At 33.1% G+C, this 19,180-nt stretch carries 21 protein-coding genes; 12 read left to right on the forward strand and 9 right to left on the reverse strand.

Annotation, left to right across the window (positions count from 1 at the left end; translation table 11 throughout):
* Positions 1–663: an alpha/beta hydrolase gene (locus ACRBBL_RS05535; protein ID WP_431368026.1), complete on the reverse strand. Its 663-nt coding sequence runs from the start codon at positions 661–663 to the stop codon at positions 1–3.
* Between the two features lie 118 nt (positions 664–781).
* On the opposite strand from ACRBBL_RS05535, the gene ACRBBL_RS05540 reads away from it, so the two are divergent.
* The gene (locus tag ACRBBL_RS05540; RefSeq protein WP_431368027.1) at positions 782–1,084 is read left to right on the forward strand and encodes a GNAT family N-acetyltransferase; all 303 of its coding nucleotides are present in this window, start codon (positions 782–784) and stop codon (positions 1,082–1,084) included.
* Positions 1,085–1,141: 57 nt separating this feature from the next.
* Here ACRBBL_RS05540 and ACRBBL_RS05545 read toward each other — a convergent pair whose 3' ends face one another.
* The 4 genes from ACRBBL_RS05545 to mtaB form a co-directional block, all read right to left on the reverse strand.
* On the reverse strand, positions 1,142–2,044 hold the full coding sequence (locus ACRBBL_RS05545; protein WP_431368028.1) for a DUF6438 domain-containing protein: 903 nt from the start codon (positions 2,042–2,044) through the stop codon (positions 1,142–1,144).
* A gap of 212 nt (positions 2,045–2,256) precedes the next feature.
* Positions 2,257–2,889 carry a hypothetical protein gene (locus tag ACRBBL_RS05550; protein WP_431368029.1) on the reverse strand — a complete coding sequence of 211 codons (633 nt, stop codon included), beginning with the start codon at positions 2,887–2,889 and terminating at the stop codon, positions 2,257–2,259.
* A gap of 4 nt (positions 2,890–2,893) precedes the next feature.
* A complete protein-coding gene (locus ACRBBL_RS05555; protein WP_431368030.1) occupies positions 2,894–3,052 on the reverse strand; it encodes a hypothetical protein in 159 nt (52 codons plus the stop codon).
* A gap of 20 nt (positions 3,053–3,072) precedes the next feature.
* Positions 3,073–4,410 (reverse strand): tRNA (N(6)-L-threonylcarbamoyladenosine(37)-C(2))-methylthiotransferase MtaB, encoded by a 1,338-nt coding sequence (mtaB, locus tag ACRBBL_RS05560; RefSeq protein ID WP_431368031.1) that lies wholly within the window; start codon positions 4,408–4,410, stop codon positions 3,073–3,075.
* Between the two features lie 151 nt (positions 4,411–4,561).
* Between mtaB and ACRBBL_RS05565 the strand changes: the two genes are divergently transcribed.
* The 3 genes from ACRBBL_RS05565 (at position 4,562) to ACRBBL_RS05575 (ending at position 6,857) form a co-directional block, all read left to right on the forward strand.
* A complete protein-coding gene (locus tag ACRBBL_RS05565) occupies positions 4,562–6,193 on the forward strand; it encodes an ABC transporter substrate-binding protein (RefSeq protein ID WP_431368032.1) in 1,632 nt (543 codons plus the stop codon).
* A gap of 70 nt (positions 6,194–6,263) precedes the next feature.
* A complete protein-coding gene (locus tag ACRBBL_RS05570) occupies positions 6,264–6,545 on the forward strand; it encodes a hypothetical protein (RefSeq protein ID WP_431368033.1) in 282 nt (93 codons plus the stop codon).
* Positions 6,546–6,593: 48 nt separating this feature from the next.
* Positions 6,594–6,857, forward strand: coding sequence for a hypothetical protein (locus ACRBBL_RS05575; protein WP_431368034.1), 264 nt, complete (start codon positions 6,594–6,596; stop codon positions 6,855–6,857).
* Between the two features lie 98 nt (positions 6,858–6,955).
* On the opposite strand, the gene ACRBBL_RS05580 is transcribed toward ACRBBL_RS05575, so the two are convergent.
* Positions 6,956–8,131 carry a GlmU family protein gene (locus tag ACRBBL_RS05580; protein WP_431368035.1) on the reverse strand — a complete coding sequence of 392 codons (1,176 nt, stop codon included), beginning with the start codon at positions 8,129–8,131 and terminating at the stop codon, positions 6,956–6,958.
* Between the two features lie 133 nt (positions 8,132–8,264).
* Positions 8,265–8,516: a type B 50S ribosomal protein L31 gene (locus tag ACRBBL_RS05585; protein ID WP_405300314.1), complete on the reverse strand. Its 252-nt coding sequence runs from the start codon at positions 8,514–8,516 to the stop codon at positions 8,265–8,267.
* Positions 8,517–8,661: 145 nt separating this feature from the next.
* Between ACRBBL_RS05585 and ACRBBL_RS05590 the strand changes: the two genes are divergently transcribed.
* The 3 genes from ACRBBL_RS05590 to ACRBBL_RS05600 all read left to right on the forward strand — a co-directional run bounded on the left by ACRBBL_RS05590 (position 8,662) and on the right by ACRBBL_RS05600 (position 10,528).
* Complete coding sequence (locus ACRBBL_RS05590) at positions 8,662–9,174, forward strand: DUF4199 domain-containing protein (protein WP_431368036.1); 513 nt, start codon at positions 8,662–8,664, stop codon at positions 9,172–9,174.
* Positions 9,171–10,127 carry a glycosyltransferase family 2 protein gene (locus ACRBBL_RS05595; protein ID WP_431368037.1) on the forward strand — a complete coding sequence of 319 codons (957 nt, stop codon included), beginning with the start codon at positions 9,171–9,173 and terminating at the stop codon, positions 10,125–10,127. The genes ACRBBL_RS05590 and ACRBBL_RS05595 overlap by 4 nt, the downstream gene beginning before the upstream one ends.
* An 86-nt stretch (positions 10,128–10,213) precedes the next feature.
* The gene (locus ACRBBL_RS05600; RefSeq protein ID WP_431368038.1) at positions 10,214–10,528 is read left to right on the forward strand and encodes a hypothetical protein; all 315 of its coding nucleotides are present in this window, start codon (positions 10,214–10,216) and stop codon (positions 10,526–10,528) included.
* Between the two features lie 72 nt (positions 10,529–10,600).
* Here ACRBBL_RS05600 and ACRBBL_RS05605 read toward each other — a convergent pair whose 3' ends face one another.
* Positions 10,601–13,249 (reverse strand): T9SS type B sorting domain-containing protein, encoded by a 2,649-nt coding sequence (locus ACRBBL_RS05605; protein WP_431368039.1) that lies wholly within the window; start codon positions 13,247–13,249, stop codon positions 10,601–10,603.
* 98 nt (positions 13,250–13,347) lie between these two features.
* Here ACRBBL_RS05605 and ACRBBL_RS05610 point away from each other — a divergent pair, with 98 nt between their 5' ends.
* Together ACRBBL_RS05610 and ACRBBL_RS05615 are read left to right on the forward strand one after the other, a co-directional pair.
* On the forward strand, positions 13,348–15,072 hold the full coding sequence (locus tag ACRBBL_RS05610) for a phospho-sugar mutase (protein WP_431368040.1): 1,725 nt from the start codon (positions 13,348–13,350) through the stop codon (positions 15,070–15,072).
* Entirely contained in the window at positions 15,072–16,904 is a 1,833-nt protein-coding gene (locus ACRBBL_RS05615; protein WP_431368041.1) for an ABC transporter ATP-binding protein, read from the forward strand. The genes ACRBBL_RS05610 and ACRBBL_RS05615 overlap by 1 nt, the downstream gene beginning before the upstream one ends.
* Before the next feature lie 26 nt (positions 16,905–16,930).
* Here ACRBBL_RS05615 and ACRBBL_RS05620 read toward each other — a convergent pair whose 3' ends face one another.
* A complete protein-coding gene (locus ACRBBL_RS05620; protein ID WP_431368042.1) occupies positions 16,931–17,356 on the reverse strand; it encodes a hypothetical protein in 426 nt (141 codons plus the stop codon).
* 159 nt (positions 17,357–17,515) lie between these two features.
* Between ACRBBL_RS05620 and ACRBBL_RS05625 the strand changes: the two genes are divergently transcribed.
* Genes ACRBBL_RS05625 through ACRBBL_RS05635 form a run of 3 tightly spaced genes read left to right on the forward strand, consistent with a single transcriptional unit; the run spans position 17,516 to position 19,082 of the window.
* Entirely contained in the window at positions 17,516–18,058 is a 543-nt protein-coding gene (locus ACRBBL_RS05625; protein ID WP_431368043.1) for an RNA polymerase sigma factor, read from the forward strand.
* A 30-nt stretch (positions 18,059–18,088) separates the two neighbouring features.
* Positions 18,089–18,610, forward strand: a complete 522-nt coding sequence (locus tag ACRBBL_RS05630; protein ID WP_431368044.1) for a hypothetical protein — start codon at positions 18,089–18,091, stop codon at positions 18,608–18,610.
* A gap of 19 nt (positions 18,611–18,629) precedes the next feature.
* Positions 18,630–19,082, forward strand: a complete 453-nt coding sequence (locus ACRBBL_RS05635; protein ID WP_431368045.1) for a sensor of ECF-type sigma factor — start codon at positions 18,630–18,632, stop codon at positions 19,080–19,082.
* Positions 19,083–19,180: the final 98 nt, after the last annotated feature.

Genomic DNA, 19,180 nt, shown 5'->3' on the forward strand with positions numbered 1-19,180 from the left:
CTATTCTTTAATTAATCTCGGTAGATTTTCATTAAACCACTTAAATTTATTAAGTACCATAATATGTGTTCCTCCTTTTATAGGAATACAGTCTGAAATATGCTGTATAGGAAATACCAAATCTTTGTCTCCGTTGATATGAATAGTGTTTGGCAACGGTTTTTCCTGTTTCCAATTGATGATTTGCTCAATAGACCAATCTATATAGTTTTTGTCTCGAACTGAAAGGTATTCTTCATACAAATCGAGTCGTTTGGTTGCTAAGTTTCCAAAAGCAAATTTACGCAACACTTCTATATTATTGACTAGACTTGTAGGTAAGAGTTTGTAAGCTTTGGTAGCACGTGCAAATTTCATTCTACGAGGCAATTCGTGTTTTGATTTGACACTCGATATTACAAAAATCTTTTGCACATTAAGATGACGTGCCATTTCTTGAACTAAGATTCCTCCAAAAGAAACTCCTATTAAAATAATGTTATCATGCACTACTTTTTGTGCCATTCGTGACGCATAATGCGCTAAAGTTTCCTTTTTTTCGGGTAAAAACCACTCTAAATAGTGTACTTCAAATTCATTTTCTGGAAGTACGATGTGCTTGAATATTGTAGGATTTGCAGCCATTCCTGGCATAAAATATACTTGTATTTTACTTACATTCATACAGATAGTCACATTAAAAACTCGGAAATCTACTCTAAATTTCTTATCTTTGCAAAGTTAAATCAACATTTCTTCTAAACACTACATTTTTTTAAAATTAATTTAAAATAAAACTGCTATGGAAAATGCAACTATTCTTGTTATCAATGATAACGAATTTTTACGTCAATTTGAGCACAAGACAGATCTTGGAATGGCCAAGATTGAGTATTCATTACAAGAGCGTAAAATCTTTTTAACAAAATTAATAGTTCCTGAAGGACTTGACGATGTAGATTTCAAAAATGCATTTATCAAAACAGTTCTAGATAGTATTCAAGAGCGAAACTTAAGAGTCGTACCAACTAGTCCAAAGATTGCTAGTTTTTTACGAAAAAACAAACAATATAAAGACTTGCTGCCAGTCGGCGTAAGAATCTAAAAAACAAAAAAGGGAACTATATCAGTTCCCTTTTTTTTTATGTCAAAATAATTTTTATTACCTCTTCTTCAATTTATCCAACGCTTCTTTCGCCTGTACTTCTAGTTTCTCAAGCAGTTCTTTTAATTCCTTTGGCGCGCTGTATTTATCTCGTATATGAATCTTTTTTCCTTTGTATGTCAAATACGTATTTTGTAAATCCATGATACGTTCATTGTCATATTTCTCTTGAAAACTCATAAAGTTTGATTGTTCGAATTCTTTGAAAAGCGATTTCGATTTGCTTGCTGTAAGCGTTACCGAATGCTTTCCTTGAACTGTTGCATTGAATTTTCCTGTGTAATATACCGTTCCATCTTCATAAAACTTCATAGTGAATTCTTCGCAATTTCCTTTACAAGGTGATTTATACAATTCAATGTATTCTCCTTTTGGAGCAGCATCTGTCGTACTTTGAGTTTTGTTTGGATTTTCAAACTTTCCGACATTTGTAGTGGTTTCCGTTGATCCTCTTCCGTTTTTTGTAAACTTTCCGTCGGTATTCATCATTTTCAATTTCGCATTGGATAAAATTTCATATCGTTCAAATTTAATTTCAACTTCATCAGAAGAAAGCGTTACACGATTTTTATTCAGGCTTATTTTTGAAACTTTAGATAGTCCATTTAGAACAGCTCTGGAAAAATCGGAATCGCAACACATTTCAGTGCACGCTAAACCTTCAAGCTTAATTTTATCTTTCCCTGTGATTGCATACGTTCCAAAACAGTTATTTGTGTCCAACTTAAGTGTAAAGTCCGTTTCACTATTTACTTTCAAAATCACATCACTTGTTACTTTTACGACAGTTCCGTTCGTTTTAAGTTCCGTGACTTTCCAAGAACTTCCTATGAATTCTTTGGTGGAAGCATCACAACTTACCAACGTTAAGACTAATATAGAGAGTAGTGTTGTTTTCATTTGAATGTTTTTATTTATTAATTTGGTCAAATGTGTTCGCTAATAGAAACTTTATAAGTTCAATATATATATCGTTTCTGCTCGGTTCATTTGGGTATTTTTAATAGTTAAATATAAGTATCTATTATTATAACTAAGAGTTACAAAGCTATAATTACATGAATTATACCAATCTTTCGACTAAGCTCAAGATACTACGCTAAAAGTGTTATTTAGTTGAATTTCACAAAACCGCTTTTAAAATAGATTTTCATGTTGTTTCTCATCTTTTTCCTTTTCGACTTTTCTCCTTCTAGAGATTCATTAGATCCTGAATAAAAGTCAGCACTTTTAAACTCAACATAACCATATATAAGTTGTTTTTTTGTTGAATCTGGCATTTCTGATAATACTATTTTAGTATCCGTACAAGGCACTTCTAGTTTAAAAATAAAATCATCCGTTGCGTTATATGCATACGATGGAGAACCGTCCGCGCTCAATAAATGAAATAGTGTTGCTTTATTATCTACGATCTTAATATAAAATCCAGTTCCACCAAAAAGTCCAAAAGCACCAGCAATTGCAAGTGTATCGTTATTCCAATAATAGAACGATTTAAAAGGCGCTTTTCTTGAAAAATCAGTACTAGAGAGTAGCAAGTTATCATTTTCAAAACTTTCTACATATATACTGTTATTGTAAACTTCCATATCACCAAATGAAGCATATTCAGGTTTATCAACAATATACTTCTCAACTTCATTTTTGATGTTTGGGTCAATAATAAATTCGTCAATATCACTTTTTTGCACATTCGAACAAGCCATTAATAAAAGCGCTACTAATAATATTCCGTATTTCATTTCGTTACTTTTTATTTCTACGATCTTGCTTTACTTCTTTCTTTAATGAACTTTTTTTAGCCCATTGATTCAATTCCGAATTTGGATCTTGCGCTTGTTCATCAAGTTCAGCTTTCGTCAAACCTTTGAAATTCTTTTTTGTGATATGAATGCTTTTAGACATTTAATGAATTGTTTAGCTATTTAACTAAAAGCAACCGTTTCATCTACAAAATCAAAACGGAGCATTCCGTCATCGTCAATTTTTGTTAACTTGACTTTATGAAGTGTATTGACTAATTCAGGATTCCAAGGCGCTTTTACTTTGACATAGTTTTCTGTAAAACCATGAATGTATCCTTCTTTGTTTTCGCCTTCAAATAAAACCGTTTTTGCTTTTCCTAGTTGACTTTCATAAAAAGCTCTACGCATTTTGACAGACAATCCACGCAGCATTTTACTACGTTTTTTACGTACATTTAATGGAACTACACCTTCCATTTCGGCAGCTACTGTATTTTCACGTTCTGAATAGGTAAATACATGTAAATATGAAATATCTAATTCCGTTAAGAAATTGTAGGTTTCTAAGAAAATTTCGTCCGTTTCGCCTGGAAACCCAACAATGACATCTACTCCAATACAGGCATCCGGCATTACCTCTTTTATTTGAGTGACACGATCTACATACAATTCACGCATGTAACGACGGCGCATTAAACGCAATAATGTATTACTTCCACTTTGTAATGGAATGTGAAAATGTGGTACAAATGTGTTGCTTTTTGAAACGAAATCGATTGTTTCGTTTTTTAATAGATTTGGTTCTATTGAAGAAATTCGTAAACGCTCAATTCCTTCTACTTTATCTAGTTCTTGAACCAATTCTAAAAAGGTATGTTCGTGTTTTTTATTTCCAAATTCACCTTTACCGTAATCACCAATGTTGACTCCAGTTAGTACAATTTCTTTTATATTTTGTTCAGAGATTTCTTTGGCATTTTTCAATACATTTTCCAAAGTATCACTTCTCGAAATTCCTCTTGCAAGCGGAATTGTACAATACGTACATTTATAATCACAACCATCTTGTACTTTTAAGAATGCACGCGTACGATCGCCAATAGAATAACTTCCCACATAAAAATCTGCATCTTCAATTTCGCAAGAATGCACTTCTCCGAAATCGTTTTTAGTCAAATCGTTGATGTAATCGGTAATTTTGAACTTTTCTGTCGCGCCAAGCACCAAATCAACACCATCAACTGCCGCCAATTCTTCTGGCTTTAGTTGCGCATAACAACCAACAGCTGCTACAAACGCATCCGGGTTTACTTTTTGCGCTTGTTTTACAATAGTTTTAAAGCGTTTGTCTGCGTTTTCGGTAACACTACATGTATTAATAACATACATATCAGCATGTTCGGAAAAATCTACCTTTTCAAAACCTTCTTCTTGAAAGTTTCGTGCAATTGTAGATGTTTCTGAAAAATTCAGTTTGCAACCTAGCGTGTAAAAAGCGACTTTTTTTCTATCGTTCATTCCTGTACTTTTCTACCAAAATGGCAACCAATTGTGTTAGGATACCATCTGTCAATTGAAATTATTTATGTACTTTTAAACCTTTATTAGAATCGCCAAAAGAGACCATTCTAACAGGGAAAAGCCTGCAAATTTACAATTAATTCAGAATATGATAAAATTAACAATGCAACATTTTAAATTGATACTCAAGCATCTATCAATTCTTTGTTTGTTGTTGATTTCTTTTTCGTGCCAACAACACAATTCCCAAGACAGAGATCATTTAGTTTTTCGTTATAATGAGCATGCAAATATTACGTCGTTAGATCCTGCTTTTGCGAAAGATCAACGGAATATTTGGGCAGTTCACCAATTGTATAATGGTTTGGTAGAAATGGATGCCGATTTGAACGTAATTCCTGCAATTGCAACTTCTTGGAAAGTGTCTGATGATGGACAAACTTATGTATTCACTTTGCGTGATGATGTACAGTTTCATAAGCACAAATTGTTTGGAAAAGATAGTACACGTACGGTAACTGCATACGACTTTGAATATAGTTTTGGACGAATTTTAGATGATAAATTGGCTTCTAGCGGACGCTGGATTTTTAAAAGTGTAGATCGATTTAAAGCAATTGATGCATCTACTTTTGAAATTACACTGAAACAACCGTTTCCTGCTTTTCTAAGCCTGTTAACAATGAAGTATTGCTCTGTAGTTCCGAAAGAAATTGTAGAGTATTATGGTAATGACTTTAGAGCGAATCCTATTGGAACTGGACCTTTTAAGTTTAAGGTTTGGGAAGAAAACACAAAGTTAGTTTTACGAAAGCATCAAAATTATTTTGAGAAAGATACTACAGGAGCGCAATTACCATATTTAGAAGCAGTTGCCATTACTTTTTTACCTGATAAACAGAGTGAATTTTTACAGTTTATTCAAGGAAATATTGACTTTTTAAATTCACTTGATCCATCGTATCAAGATGAAATTTTAAATGCCTCTGGACAATTGCGAAACACATATACTTCTAAAGTAAACATGATTACTGGTCCGTATTTAAACACCGAATATTTAGGTATTTATATTGGAGATAGCACTAATGTTTCAAGTCATCACTTGTTGCGAAAAGCAATGAATTATAGTTTTGATCGCGTAAAGATGATTACGTATTTACGAAGCGGAATTGGAACGCCAGCCATTCATGGTTTTATCCCGAAAGGTTTGCCAGGTTTTGACAATATTAAAGGTTTTGAGTATGAACCAGAACTCGCTAAAAGCTTAGTTAAACAATATACTCAAGAAACAGGAAATGCTTCTCCAAAAGTTGCCATTACAACCAATGGACAGTATTTGAATTTCTGTGAGTACATTCAGCGAGAGTTAGAAAAAATAGGCATTAAAGCGAGTGTAAATGTAATTCCTGCTTCTACGATACGTGAATTGCGATCGAAAGGAGAATTGCCCATTTTTAGAGCTAGTTGGATTGCTGATTATCCAGATGCTGAGAATTATTTATCACTTTTTTATAGTAAAAATTTCACGCCAAACGGACCAAATTATACCCGTTTTAAGAATATACAGTTTGACGAATGGTACGAAACTGCACTGCGCGAAACTGATGCAGCTGTACGCGCAAAGATTTATACCAAAATGGATTCTTTACTGATTTCAGAAGCGCCGTTAATCCCTTTGTATTACGATCAAGTCGTACGATTTACACAAAAAAACGTCCACGGTTTGGGCATTAATCCACAAAATTTACTAGAGTTAAAACGCGTTAAAAAAGCGAAATAGGATTCCAAATTGTAACATTTTTCTTCTTTGATATACCAATATTGTATGTTGAATTATAAAGAAGAAGATTATGGGACAAGGAATAGGATTTTATGTATTAGACGATATAAGGAGAACAAAAAAGAGACGTGATAAACGAACACCTTTTGACAAAAACCTTCGTTATTATAAAGATGAAGGAAAGAAAAAAATATTTCCAAAACTTACTGAAATACAATTGAGCGCTATCCGTGAGCGCATGAAAAAACAAAATCGCAAAGAACGTGATAAATCAATTATCGCTTTTATCATTGCAATTCCCATAACTATTGGACTTATTGTAGGCTTTTTCAAATATTGGACACTTTTCTAAGTTTCTAAATAGTAATAAAAATTAGTATTCATCTTAAAACACCATATCATGTCAGGCTTTTTATCACATGCAAATACTGTTATCAGAAATAACAGACGTAAGCGTATCAATAAACTTGATCGCGTAGAACGCTATATTGGAACAGAAACTTCTGACGCTGAATACAACGAAGCATCAGAATATATGCTTTCCAAAATTAGAAAGAATGTACAAAAGCAAGAACATAAAACAAGACATATGACGATAATTGTATTTCTAATTGCTGGTGTAATTATATGCAGTCTTATGTATTACTTCTTATTTATGTATTGATAAAAAGATCATTTATTTTTTGATCATTATATTACAAATATAAAGCCGCTACTAAAAATGTAGCGGCTTTTGTATGTAGAAAGGGAAATAAACCATTCTTAGTCTTTACGCCATTTTTTGGTTTCTTCAAAAACGTGTGTTAAGATAGCTTCGTCTTGTGCTGTAAATTCTACTTTTCTTCTCGCCATTACTACTTTGGCAACTTCAAAAGCTTTTTTGGTGAGATAGGTTGCAAATCCGCTTGCGCCTCCCCAACTATAACTTGGCACAAAGTTTCTCGGGAAACCTGAACCAAATATGTTAGCATTTACGCCAATTACAGTTCCTGTGTTGAACATAGTGTTGATTCCACATTTACTGTGATCGCCCATCATGAGTCCGCAGAATTGCAATCCTGTTTTTGCAAAGTTTTCTGTTTCATAGCTCCACAAACGTACAGGTGCATAATTATTTTTCAGATTGGAATTGTTGCTGTCAGCGCCAATATTACACCATTCTCCTAAGACTGAGTTTCCTAAGAATCCATCATGTCCTTTGTTGGAATACCCCATTAATACAGAGTTATTGACTTCTCCACCAACTTTACAGTATGGACCTATAGTTGTAGCGCCATAAATTTTTGCAGCCATTTTTAACACTGAGTTTTCACACATTGCCAATGCACCACGAACTACACACCCTTCCATAATTTCAGCATCTTTTCCTATGTAAATAGGTCCTGAACTTGCATTTAGTGTACAAAAGTTAAGAGTTGCTCCTTCTTCAATGAAAATGTTTTCTGGTGCAATTACATTTACCGTTGCCGGAATTGGCTTTGATGTTCTATCTTTTGTAATGAGATCAAAATCTGCCTGAATGGCTTCTGCATTCTTTGAGAAAATGTCCCAAGTATGTTCTATTCGCAAACAATCTTGCTCGTATGAAATAACATCATAAGTATCGAAATCGACCTCATCTTGCTCGTCAGTTGCATGAAATGCAATAATTTCATCTTCCGAAAATATAGCTTGATTTGCCGTTAATCCTTGAATGAGTGCAACTAATTCTGCATTTGGTAAAAAAGAAGCATTAATCATCACATTTTCTTCCAATTCGACCATTGGATATTTTTCAGACAAGTATTCTTCAGTAATTGTTGTGGTAGTTCCGCCTAAATGTGCTTCCCACTTTTCTCTAATCGTTAATATTCCTACTCTAATATCGGCAACAGGTTTTGTATATGTAAATGGTAATAATGCGTCGCGTACGGTTCCATCAAAGAGAATGTAGTTCATGTTTACTAAGTTTTATTAGATAAAGTCGTTTACACTTTTTAGCTGACTGTAAATATAGTATTATAATTTTTCCAAAAAAAAATGTCTCTCAGTTTCCTGAAAGACATTTTTTAGTATGCTATCGTCAAAATTCTTATTTCTTGAATTTTGCGTATTTGTTTTTGAACTTGTCAATACGACCTGCTGTATCTACTAACTTAGACTTACCAGTATAGTAAGGGTGTGAAGTTCTTGAAATTTCTAATTTGTATAATGGATACTCACTACCATCAACTTCGATAGTTTCTTTAGTATCTACAGTAGATTTAGTAAGAAATACATCATTGTTAGACATATCTTTAAAAGCTACTACTCTATAATTTTCTGGATGTATACCTTGTTTCATCTTTGTAATCTTTATTGTGACTTTCTCGATTTTTCGAGGTGCAAATTTAATTATTATTTCGGAATGTGCAACATTAAAATAAAAATATTTTGATAATTTTTACGCTTGAATTTCTATATTTGTGTCCTACATAAAATTCGTTTTCATGTTTTCAAAAACATCTCATTTCGGAATTGCCCTAGGAATTGTCCTTATTGCCTCATTTGTGCTGCAATATAAACTAAATGTTCATACGGATCCGAAAAATATATATTCTTTATCCATGTTTCCTGTAATGGCGGTGTTTATGATCGTCGCAATTATTAAAGTAAGTCGTAACGGAGAACCATTTTCGATAAGGGAAGGCTTAAAAACAGGAATTGGTGTTATTCTCTTAGGAAGTTTAATGCTTTGGATTTATATGATTGTTCATGCTTCGTATATAGAAACTGACTTTGTAGATAAATTAGCCTTAGTTGCCGAAGAGGACTTAAAGAAAACTAGTGACTTTTCAGATGAGAAAATTCAAGAAAGTATCAAGTTTTTAAAATCGAATTATAAATTCAGTATTTTTATTGAAAACGTATTTAAAAGTTTATTAAGCGGATTTTTCTTTTCTTTACTAGCATCTTTAGCCATTAAATCGAAGATATTTACAAACCCTAAGAATCCTGTATGAATATATCTGTAGTTATACCACTACTTAACGAAGAAGAATCTTTACAAGAGCTGTATGCTTGGATTTCCCGTGTGATGGAAGCCAATAAGTTTACATACGAAGTTCTTTTTATTGATGATGGAAGCACAGATAATTCTTGGAAGATTATTCATGAGTTATCTCAAAAACATTCTGAAGTTAAAGGAATTCGTTTTTTACAAAACTATGGAAAGTCACAAGCCTTACACGCAGGATTTAAGGAAGCTTTAGGCGATGTTGTCATAACAATGGATGCTGACTTACAAGATAGTCCTGATGAGATTCCTGGATTGTATCAATTGATTACCGAGAAGAAGTTCGATTTGGTTTCTGGCTGGAAAAAGAAACGGTACGATTCCGTGATAGCGAAAAATATTCCTTCAAAACTATTCAATTGGGCAGCAAGACGCACTTCAGGATTAAAGCTACACGATTTTAACTGCGGTTTAAAAGCATATAAGAATATTGTAGTAAAGAATGTTGATGTGTACGGAGAAATGCACAGATACATTCCTGTATTAGCTAAAAATGCAGGTTTCCAAAATATTGGTGAAAAAGTAGTCATTCATCAAGCACGTAAATACGGAAAGACAAAGTTTGGCTATGATCGTTTTATCAATGGTTTTTTAGATTTGATCACAATTTGGTTTTTGTCTAAATTCGGAAAACGTCCTATGCATTTATTTGGTGCTTTAGGTGTATTGATGTTTTTTATTGGGTTTGCCGCTGCAGGATATATTGGAATCATGAAATTGTACAAACTCGCGTATGGTTTGAAAGCAATTCTGGTCACAGATAATCCTTGGTTTTATATTTCATTAGCAACGATGATTATTGGAACACAATTTTTCTTAGCTGGATTTTTGGGCGAAATTATATTGCGAAGCAAACGCGACAAGGAACGTTATAAGATTAGCGAAACAGAGAATATTTAGAGAACAACGCTAAGCTTTTAACTACTTGCCAAACGTAACATATTTGTTCAAAAGGAGTCTAATGTGTAAAAGTAAATAAATTGATCATGAAAAAAATAACAGTAGCAATTGCTATATTTTGCATTACTAATTTTGCGTTTAGTCAAACATCGAATAGTTTTTCTGCACAAGACTTAAAGCTATTCTTGAATAAACAAGTAGATATTAAACTTAAAAACGATGAAAAAAATCTAGATATATCTTGTACTGATGGCTCGAAAAGAGTCGATTATGTCTCAAAAATCAGCAAAAATTATATTGAAGTAATCTGTCCAGAAAGAAAAAAGAATTATGTCTACAAATTCACAACTCGAATTTTAATAAGTGAAATTTCAGTAATTACTTTAATCGAAAAAAACTAGAAACACTACCCTACAACAAACTATACAAAACAGCTGCTAGTCATTCCTATAACTTAGATTGAATTCCATTATTTAACGTTTTAACGTTACATTTCCCGTAACTACTCTTCCGCTTTCTAGCGTAAGTTTATACCAATAATCACCAGATGGTAATAAAGTGCCTTTATAGGTTCCATCCCATTGACTATCTGCTTTGATATAGTTTAAGTTTTTACCGTAACGATCGTACAATTCTATGGTCGCATTTGGATAGTATTCTTTTTGCAGTAATTGCCACGTATCGTTTATATTATCGCCATTTGGCGTGAAAAACTTTGGAAATCCACCCACTAAGATGGTTTCAGAAGCAGCACTACATTCTCCGCGGCGTACCACAATATCGTATACACCAGGATATAAGTTTACAAATTCGTTTGATTCTGAAAATGAGTTTCCTCCATTAATAGAATACGTAATATTTTCCGGATCACTTTCTGGTGTGAGTAGAATTTGAACTGTATTTACATCTTGAAAATCTTGTACATCAATACGATCAATTGTTAATGGCGGTTCTGCAACTACGATATAATTCACTTCTTTTTCGCATCCTGCACTGTTTGTCACTGTTACAGTATACGTTCCAACTTCTGAAACCATAATTGACGGTGTTGTTTCATTTGTTGACCATGAATAACTTGAAAAATTTTCGTCAAAAGACAATTCTACAGCAGAACCAATATCACCACATAAAAAAGCTTGTTGATCTTCTACAGTTGGTTGCGCCACAATATTTAATTCTATACTTCCTATAAATCCGCAATTGCTTCCATAGGAAACTCTAAAAAATAATTCGTCAGTAGTATTTACATCTATAAATGAAAAATCGCTAAGCTGATTTTCAAGTAACAAAGCATCATTTCTTGTTGAGTAAATAGTAATTGTTGCTCCAGGAAAATCGTTTCCTACAGTAGTTTCTATTTGTGAAATAGAGATGTTCGTATCTCCTACTTCACATACATCAATAGTATCGTAAACACCTAAATTACTTCCTGGATTAACGCTGAGTCGCACTTGTGTAATAGCAAAACAATCGATATACGAAAATACACGTGCATACAATATTTGATTGTTTACAGTATTCGCATAAAAATTATTTGGAACACTATTTTCATTCATTTGCGCATCATTCAAGTTTTCGTAAAACATGATATCAATATCATCACTACCGTTATCTTCTTCAATTACTGTAATTGCTTCTTGCAGATTGAATACTGACAAACCATCTGTATCATTATCATCAACATCACATTGTTCAATTGTAAATAGAGGTGCAATATTTGGAGTTTCTTGAATCACAACAATTTCAGTAAATAGTTGATCTGGAGCGTTTGAAAATGTAACTTGTGCAGTCACCGTAAACGAACCAGCAGCTGAAAATACATGTGATGGCGATATTGCAGTCGATGTATTTGCTGTGCCTGAAGCTAAGTCGCCAAAATTCCAGTTAATTCCTGTAATCGTATTTTCAGAAGTAACTGTAAATGTTGTTTGATCGCCAAGGCAAAAATTTTCAATTGTAGCAATACTTTCATAAAATGATTGTACCGTTGCTGGCAAACCAAAACGTGCAAAATTACTACCTAAATCAACACTCTGATAATCAAATCCGCAAGCAGCTCCTAATAAGTTTGGTGTATTGATTGTGGACAATTTTGAAGATGGTAATGCATGATAAATACGCTTGTCTAATCCTAATTGTAAACTTCCTGCCAATGATGGTGTTACTTGCGCTGATGGATAATCATACACTATATATTTTGTATTTGGAACATCTGCAGCAGTCACATCATATTGTTGTAATTGCATATTAGTCAAGAAATTAATCCCAAAAGCTTTTCCTGAAGCATACAATCGTGTTGAGTTTGAAGAAAATTCAACGCCATAAAATACTATTTCATCTGCTATAAATTGTCCATTGCTCACAAAACCTGTTGTACTATCAAAATCGTATAGATATAAAGAACCTGCTTGAGTTGGTTCAAATAGCGTATGTGCTATTGCTAGTTTTTGACCATTTGGAGAAATTTTCATATTCCCTCTAATGTTTCTATAATCTGGAACTGCGTTTGATGTATTTGAAACAATTGGAATAGCATTGACTCCTGCTGCAGTAACTTTAAACGAAAAAAACTGATTGTTACGATGTGTAACTACCCAATAATTTCCATCGGAACTTATCGTTGCAGATACCTTCTCGGAAGTACTTCCTAGTAAATTTACATTCTTAGTCGTTACAAATCCCATTCCGCCGCCGAGCGACATATCTACAACAGAATAATTAAATCCATTACTTGGCCCAGCATTATTTCCGTTATAAGCATCTACTACATCTGCAGTAAAAATATAAAAGAGGTTTGCATTGCCTGGATTTGGAACAATGATACAAGATTGTGTACTTGATAAGCTTCCAGCCAAATCTGTTCCATTTGGCATAGGCTCATGCAAACGGTTCCACACAGTCACTCCATCGGTATAGAACAACAATGATCCATTGGCATCAGAAATAGATGAGCAACCTTCTAAAGTATCTACTTGTCCCATATCTAAAATTTCGGGAATTCCCGAATTAAAATTTAGACCTGCATTCACGCCAAAAAACCAATTCGCGGTTTCTCGTTGCGCATGTACCGAGACAATGAAAAATAGAAGTATGCAAAAAAAATTTAGAGGATTTTTTTTCATAGCGGTATAATCGGTCATTAAAGTTATTCAAAATATTTTGCCTATCAAAATAGAAAGCCAAATGAATTCATTATTTTTGTCTCTTAAAATACCTGTAAATGACAAAGATTGACGCCAAAATCTTGGAGAAAGCAACTGCTTGGTTAACTCCAATTTTTGACTCTGACACACGAGAAAAAGTTCAAAACCTTATAGATACAAACGCTAACGAATTAACAGAAAGTTTCTATACCAATTTAGCTTTTGGAACTGGTGGTATGCGAGGTGTTATGGGACCTGGAACCAATAGAATTAATAAATATACATTAGGAAAAAATACGCAAGGACTTAGTAATTACCTTAAAAAAATATATCCAAATCAGCAGTTAAAAGTTGCTATTGCCTATGACTGCAGACACAATAGTAAATCATTAGCACAAACAGTTGCAAATGTATTTTCTGCCAATGGTATTCAAGTGTATTTATTTTCAGATTTACGGCCTACGCCAGAATTATCATTTGCAGTAAAGTATTTGGATTGTCACTGCGGAATTGTCCTAACTGCTTCTCATAATCCGCCAGAATATAACGGTTATAAGGTGTATTGGACAGATGGCGGACAAATTGTTCCTCCTCAAGATGGTGAAATTATCAATGAGATTAATCAATTGGATTTTTCACAAGTTCAGTTTGATGCAAATACTGATTTAATTCATTTAGTTGATACCGATGTCGATGAAGCGTTTATCAATGCAAGTGTCGCTAATGCGGATTTTAAAGCAGAAAAGAAAGATGATGTAACCATTGTTTTTACCTCTTTACACGGAACATCCATCACGATGATTCCTGAAGTATTGAAACGTGCTGGTTATAAAAATGTACATGTTGTTGCCGAGCAAGAAAAACCAGATGGAGATTTCCCTACGGTTGTTTCGCCAAACCCAGAAGAACCAGAAGCATTGAAAATGGCTATGGAATTAGCTGATAAAACTAATGCAGATATCGTGATTGGAACAGATCCTGATAGTGATCGTTTGGGAATCGCAGTGCGCGATTTAGAAGGAAATATGATATTACTCAACGGAAATCAAACGATGGTTGTGATGACCGATTTCTTGTTGCAACAATGGAAAAATAACAATCGAATTAACGGAAAACAGTTTATCGGTTCTACGATTGTATCCACACCAATGATGGTTGATTTGGCAAAAGCTTATGAAGTAGAATGCAAAATTGGCTTGACAGGTTTTAAATGGATTGCCAAAATGATCAAAGATTTTCCTGAATTGGAGTTTATTGGTGGTGGCGAAGAAAGCTTCGGATTCATGACAGGCGATTTTGTACGTGACAAAGATGCAGTCACCGCTGCACTATTGGCATGCGAGATTGCTGCACAAACAAAAGCTGATGGAAGCTCATTTTATGCTTCGTTGATTGACATGTATGTAGCACATGGTTTTTACAAAGAAAAGTTAGTTTCTTTGGTAAAGAAAGGAATCGATGGCGCCAATGAAATTAAGCAAATCATGATCGATTTACGAGAAAATCCTCTTACTACAATCGACGGTTCAAAAGTAGTGTATATTGAAGACTATCAAGCGTCTACAATGACCAATATGGAAACTGGTGAAAGCTCAGAAATTTCTGTTCCGAAGTCAAATGTTTTGATTTACTACACGGCTGATGGCACTAAAATTGCAGCACGTCCAAGTGGTACAGAACCAAAAATAAAATTCTACTTTAGTGTAAATCTGCCATTGGCAAACAAAGCAGATTTTGCAACTGTAGAAAATCAACTCGATGCAAAAATAGAACGCATCGTTCAAGAAATGAAATTAAACTAATGGATTACATTAAAAAATTATCACATTACATAATTCCTTATAAAAAATATGCATATTTAAATATTTTCTTTAACATTTTATATGCGCTTTTCGGAACACTTTCTTTTGTATCATTGATGCCGATGTTGAAAGTTTTATTGAAAACTGCAGAACGAATTACGGTAGAGCCAATTAGAGAAAAATATGAAGGTCTTGGAGGTTATGCAGATTATTTGAATGATTATTTAAACTTTTTCATCACACAAAAAATAGAAACTGACGGACAATATTCGGTGTTAATCTTGATGATTATCATTGTTATTTCTACCTTTTTATTGAAAAATGCTGCAGGTTATTTTTCAAACTTCTTTTTGGCGTATTTAAGAAATGGAATTTTAAAAGACATTCGAAATAACCTCTATCAAAAAGTAACTACACTTCCAGTTTCTTATTTTTCAGAAAAAAGAAAAGGTGATATTATTGCTAGAATTTCTGGCGATGTAAACGAAATTCAGAATTCATTGTTGGCTATTTTAGAACTATTAGTTAGAGAACCTTTAACGATCTTATTTACCATCATCGTGATGTTTTCAATCAGTACAAAACTGACATTGTTTGTATTTCTCTTCATTCCTATTTCTGGATTTATCATCTCAAAAGTTGGAAAAAGTTTGAAAAAACATTCTGACAGAGTTCAAAAAGAAAATGGTGTTTTTCTGTCTATTTTAGATGAAACGCTGAATGGCTTGAAAGTGATCAAAGGATTTAATGCCGAAAAACATTTTAATACTTCTTTTGGTAATTCTACCTCTAAACTTTATAAATACTCTAATAATTTAGCACACCGACAAAACTTAGCTTCTCCGACAAGTGAGTTTTTAGGTATTGTTGTTATTGCTGTTATCTTACTCTATGGAGGAAAATTGGTTTTGATTGATAAAATCATGACGCCTGACGAATTCATTACGTACATGGCGCTGGCTTACAACATTTTAACTCCAGCGAAAGCGATTAGTAAAGCAAGTTATAAAGTAAAAGCTGGAAACGCTTCTGCAGATCGTGTTTTAGAAATATTAAATACCGAATCTCCGATTACAGATGCTAAAGATGCCAAAGTACAAGGCGAATTCACTTCAGACATTGCATTAAATAACATTTCTTTTAAATATGAGGATGAGCTTGTATTAAAAAACTTCTCTCTAAAAGTTCCAAAAGGAAAAACAGTCGCTTTGGTTGGACAATCTGGAAGTGGAAAAAGTACCATTGCAAACCTTGTAACGCGTTTTTATGATGTAAATGAAGGTAGTATTGAAGTTGATGGAAAAAACATTAAAACACTCACAAAAGCTTCTTTACGTGGCTTGATGGGATTGGTAACGCAAGATTCTATTCTTTTTAATGATAGTATTCGTAATAATGTCAAACTTGGAAAACAAGATGCCACTGACGAAGAAGTGATTGAAGCTTTAAAAATTGCCAATGCATGGGAATTTGTAGAAGAATTGCCTGATTTGTTAGATCATAATGTAGGTGATTCTGGAGGAAAGCTTTCTGGCGGACAAAAACAACGTTTGAGTATTGCAAGAGCCGTTTTAAAGAATCCTCCAATTATGATTTTGGATGAAGCTACTTCTGCCCTAGATACTGAAAGCGAACGTTTGGTTCAAGTTGCTCTAGAAAATATGATGAAGAATAGAACTTCTATCGTTATTGCACACAGGTTATCTACCATTCAAAATGCAGACGTAATTGTAGTGATGCAAAAAGGTGAAATTGTAGAGCAAGGAACACACGAAGAATTGATTCGCAATAATAAAGTGTATACCAAGTTGGTTCAGATGCAATCTATTTAGGATTGAAATTGAACTCGAAATTGAAATTACAGCTGAATTTTCTTCTTAGTAGCCTTAACTTTTAGTTTTGTAAAATATCTTATTAAAGAATAAATCACTAAAACTCCTAAGATTGCAATTCCATATTCGAGCGGATTGTTTATGTCGTTATTTACTTTCGCTTCTGCTAAAATACCAATAATAACTAATGGAAGTCCCATCATAAATAGATACACTATAAAAGTTGGTTTAATACATATACGGTCAAGTCTATTTCTTCTAAATAAAAAACCTACAGAAATAAACATTGGTCTAAATCTATTTGCCCAGCCGTAATCGTTAACAAATCCGCCATGTATTTGTGATTCATTTTCATAAAACTCAAAACCTTTTAATTTTTGAAGATGTTCCTTTACTTCCGCTTGTGTTAATGAAGTTTCTGGCTTATATATTTTTACAAGTTTAGGAATCATGTAAGCTAATTTTAAAGTACACTAAAAAGTGAAGATGGTTTGAAAGTATTATTTGTAATATAAGTGTTGCTTCATGAATTTTCGTTACAACTAAACTTTTTTTATCTTTAGATTAAACCTTTTTCTTTTTACATTGTCAAAGAAGAAACTAGAAATAACTTGAACGTCGTAGAAACAAGCCTCATTGATGATTTAAAGAACCCGAAAACGCAAGAAAGAGCGTTTCGAGAACTTGTGTCTACATACAAGGAGCGTTTGTATTGGCATATTCGAAGAATGGTAACGAGTCACGATGATGCAGATGATGTGCTTCAAAATACATTTATTAAAGTTTTTCGAAGTATTCATAATTTTAAAGGCGATAGTAAGTTATATTCTTGGATGTATCGTATTGCCACGAATGAATCAATTACTTTTATCAATCAACGTGCAAAGAAAGCCGGAATTTCTTCGGAAGAATTACAAGATCAATTGGTGAATAATTTAAAAGCAGATGTATATTTTGAAGGCGAAGAGATTCAATTGAAATTACAAAAAGCTATTGCCATATTGCCACAAAAACAGCAACTAGTTTTTAATATGAAGTATTTTGATGATTTGAAATATGCGGAAATGAGCGAAATCTTAGATACGTCAGTTGGTGCATTGAAAGCTTCGTATCATCACGCAGTAAAAAAAATAGAAACTTTTTTAACAGATTAAACCTTTTGTACAAATTAGAGTCAAACTATTGTGAAAAACAACGAATTACATAACAAAGAAACTGGATTCAATACTCCAAAAGAGTACTTCAACACGTTTGAAGAGCGTCTTTTTGATCGTATGAGAACAGAAACCGTGATTCCGAAAGAAACTGGTTTTAAAACACCTGATTCTTATTTTGACAATTTGGAAGATGCACTTTCAAAAGAATTATTTCAGGCAAAAGAAGCAACTAAGGTCATTCCGCTACAGCGAAAAAGAAATTACTTAAAGTATATAAGCTATGCAGCCGCAGCGTGTATTGTATTTTTTGTTGCGATTAATTTTATAAATACAGATTCTAACAAACTTACAATTGAAGGAATTGTAGATAGTGAAATCAATTCCTTTATTGAAAATGATTTAATTGCATTAAACAATTATGATTTAATAGATGTATATGAAGAGGAAAATATTGATGTCAGCACAATTTTTGAAGTAAATTTAGACGAAACAGAAACTATAAATTATTTAGAAAACACATCAGATCCTTATGATTTGTTGGATGAATAAAACAAAATAACAGTAAGAAATGAAACTATATACAACTATTGTATTTTTATGCTTTGGTATCTTTATGGGGATCGCTCAAAAAAGGCAAAGTAAAGAGAAAATTAAACAATTAAAGATTGCTTATTTTACTGAAAAATTAGATTTTTCAACAGATGAAGCACAGCAGTTTTGGCCAATTTACAATGCGTATGATGACAAAAACCATGAGTTACGCGTTACTGGTTTTCATAAAATTAAGAAGGAAGTAGAAGACATGGACCAAATGTCTGAAAGTGAAGCTTCAGAAATTTTAGCTCGCCTCGAAAAATTAGAAGATGAAATGCACGAGAATAAGAAAGCATTAATGAAAAAGCTTAAAAAAATTCTTTCTGCAAAAAAAATTATACACTTAAAAAAAGTAGAACGCGAATTTAATAGAGAGTTAATGAAACAATTCCGTAACAAACGCGGAAAACGAAAATCAATGCCCTAAAAAACCTAGAGTACATTTGTATTCGCAACCTAGCATTGATTAGAAAAGAGCACTTCCCTCAAAAGAAATGCTCTTTTTATTTTTAATTATTTTTTATA

Source organism: Kordia sp., assembly GCF_050633145.1.
GTDB lineage: Bacteria > Bacteroidota > Bacteroidia > Flavobacteriales > Flavobacteriaceae > Kordia.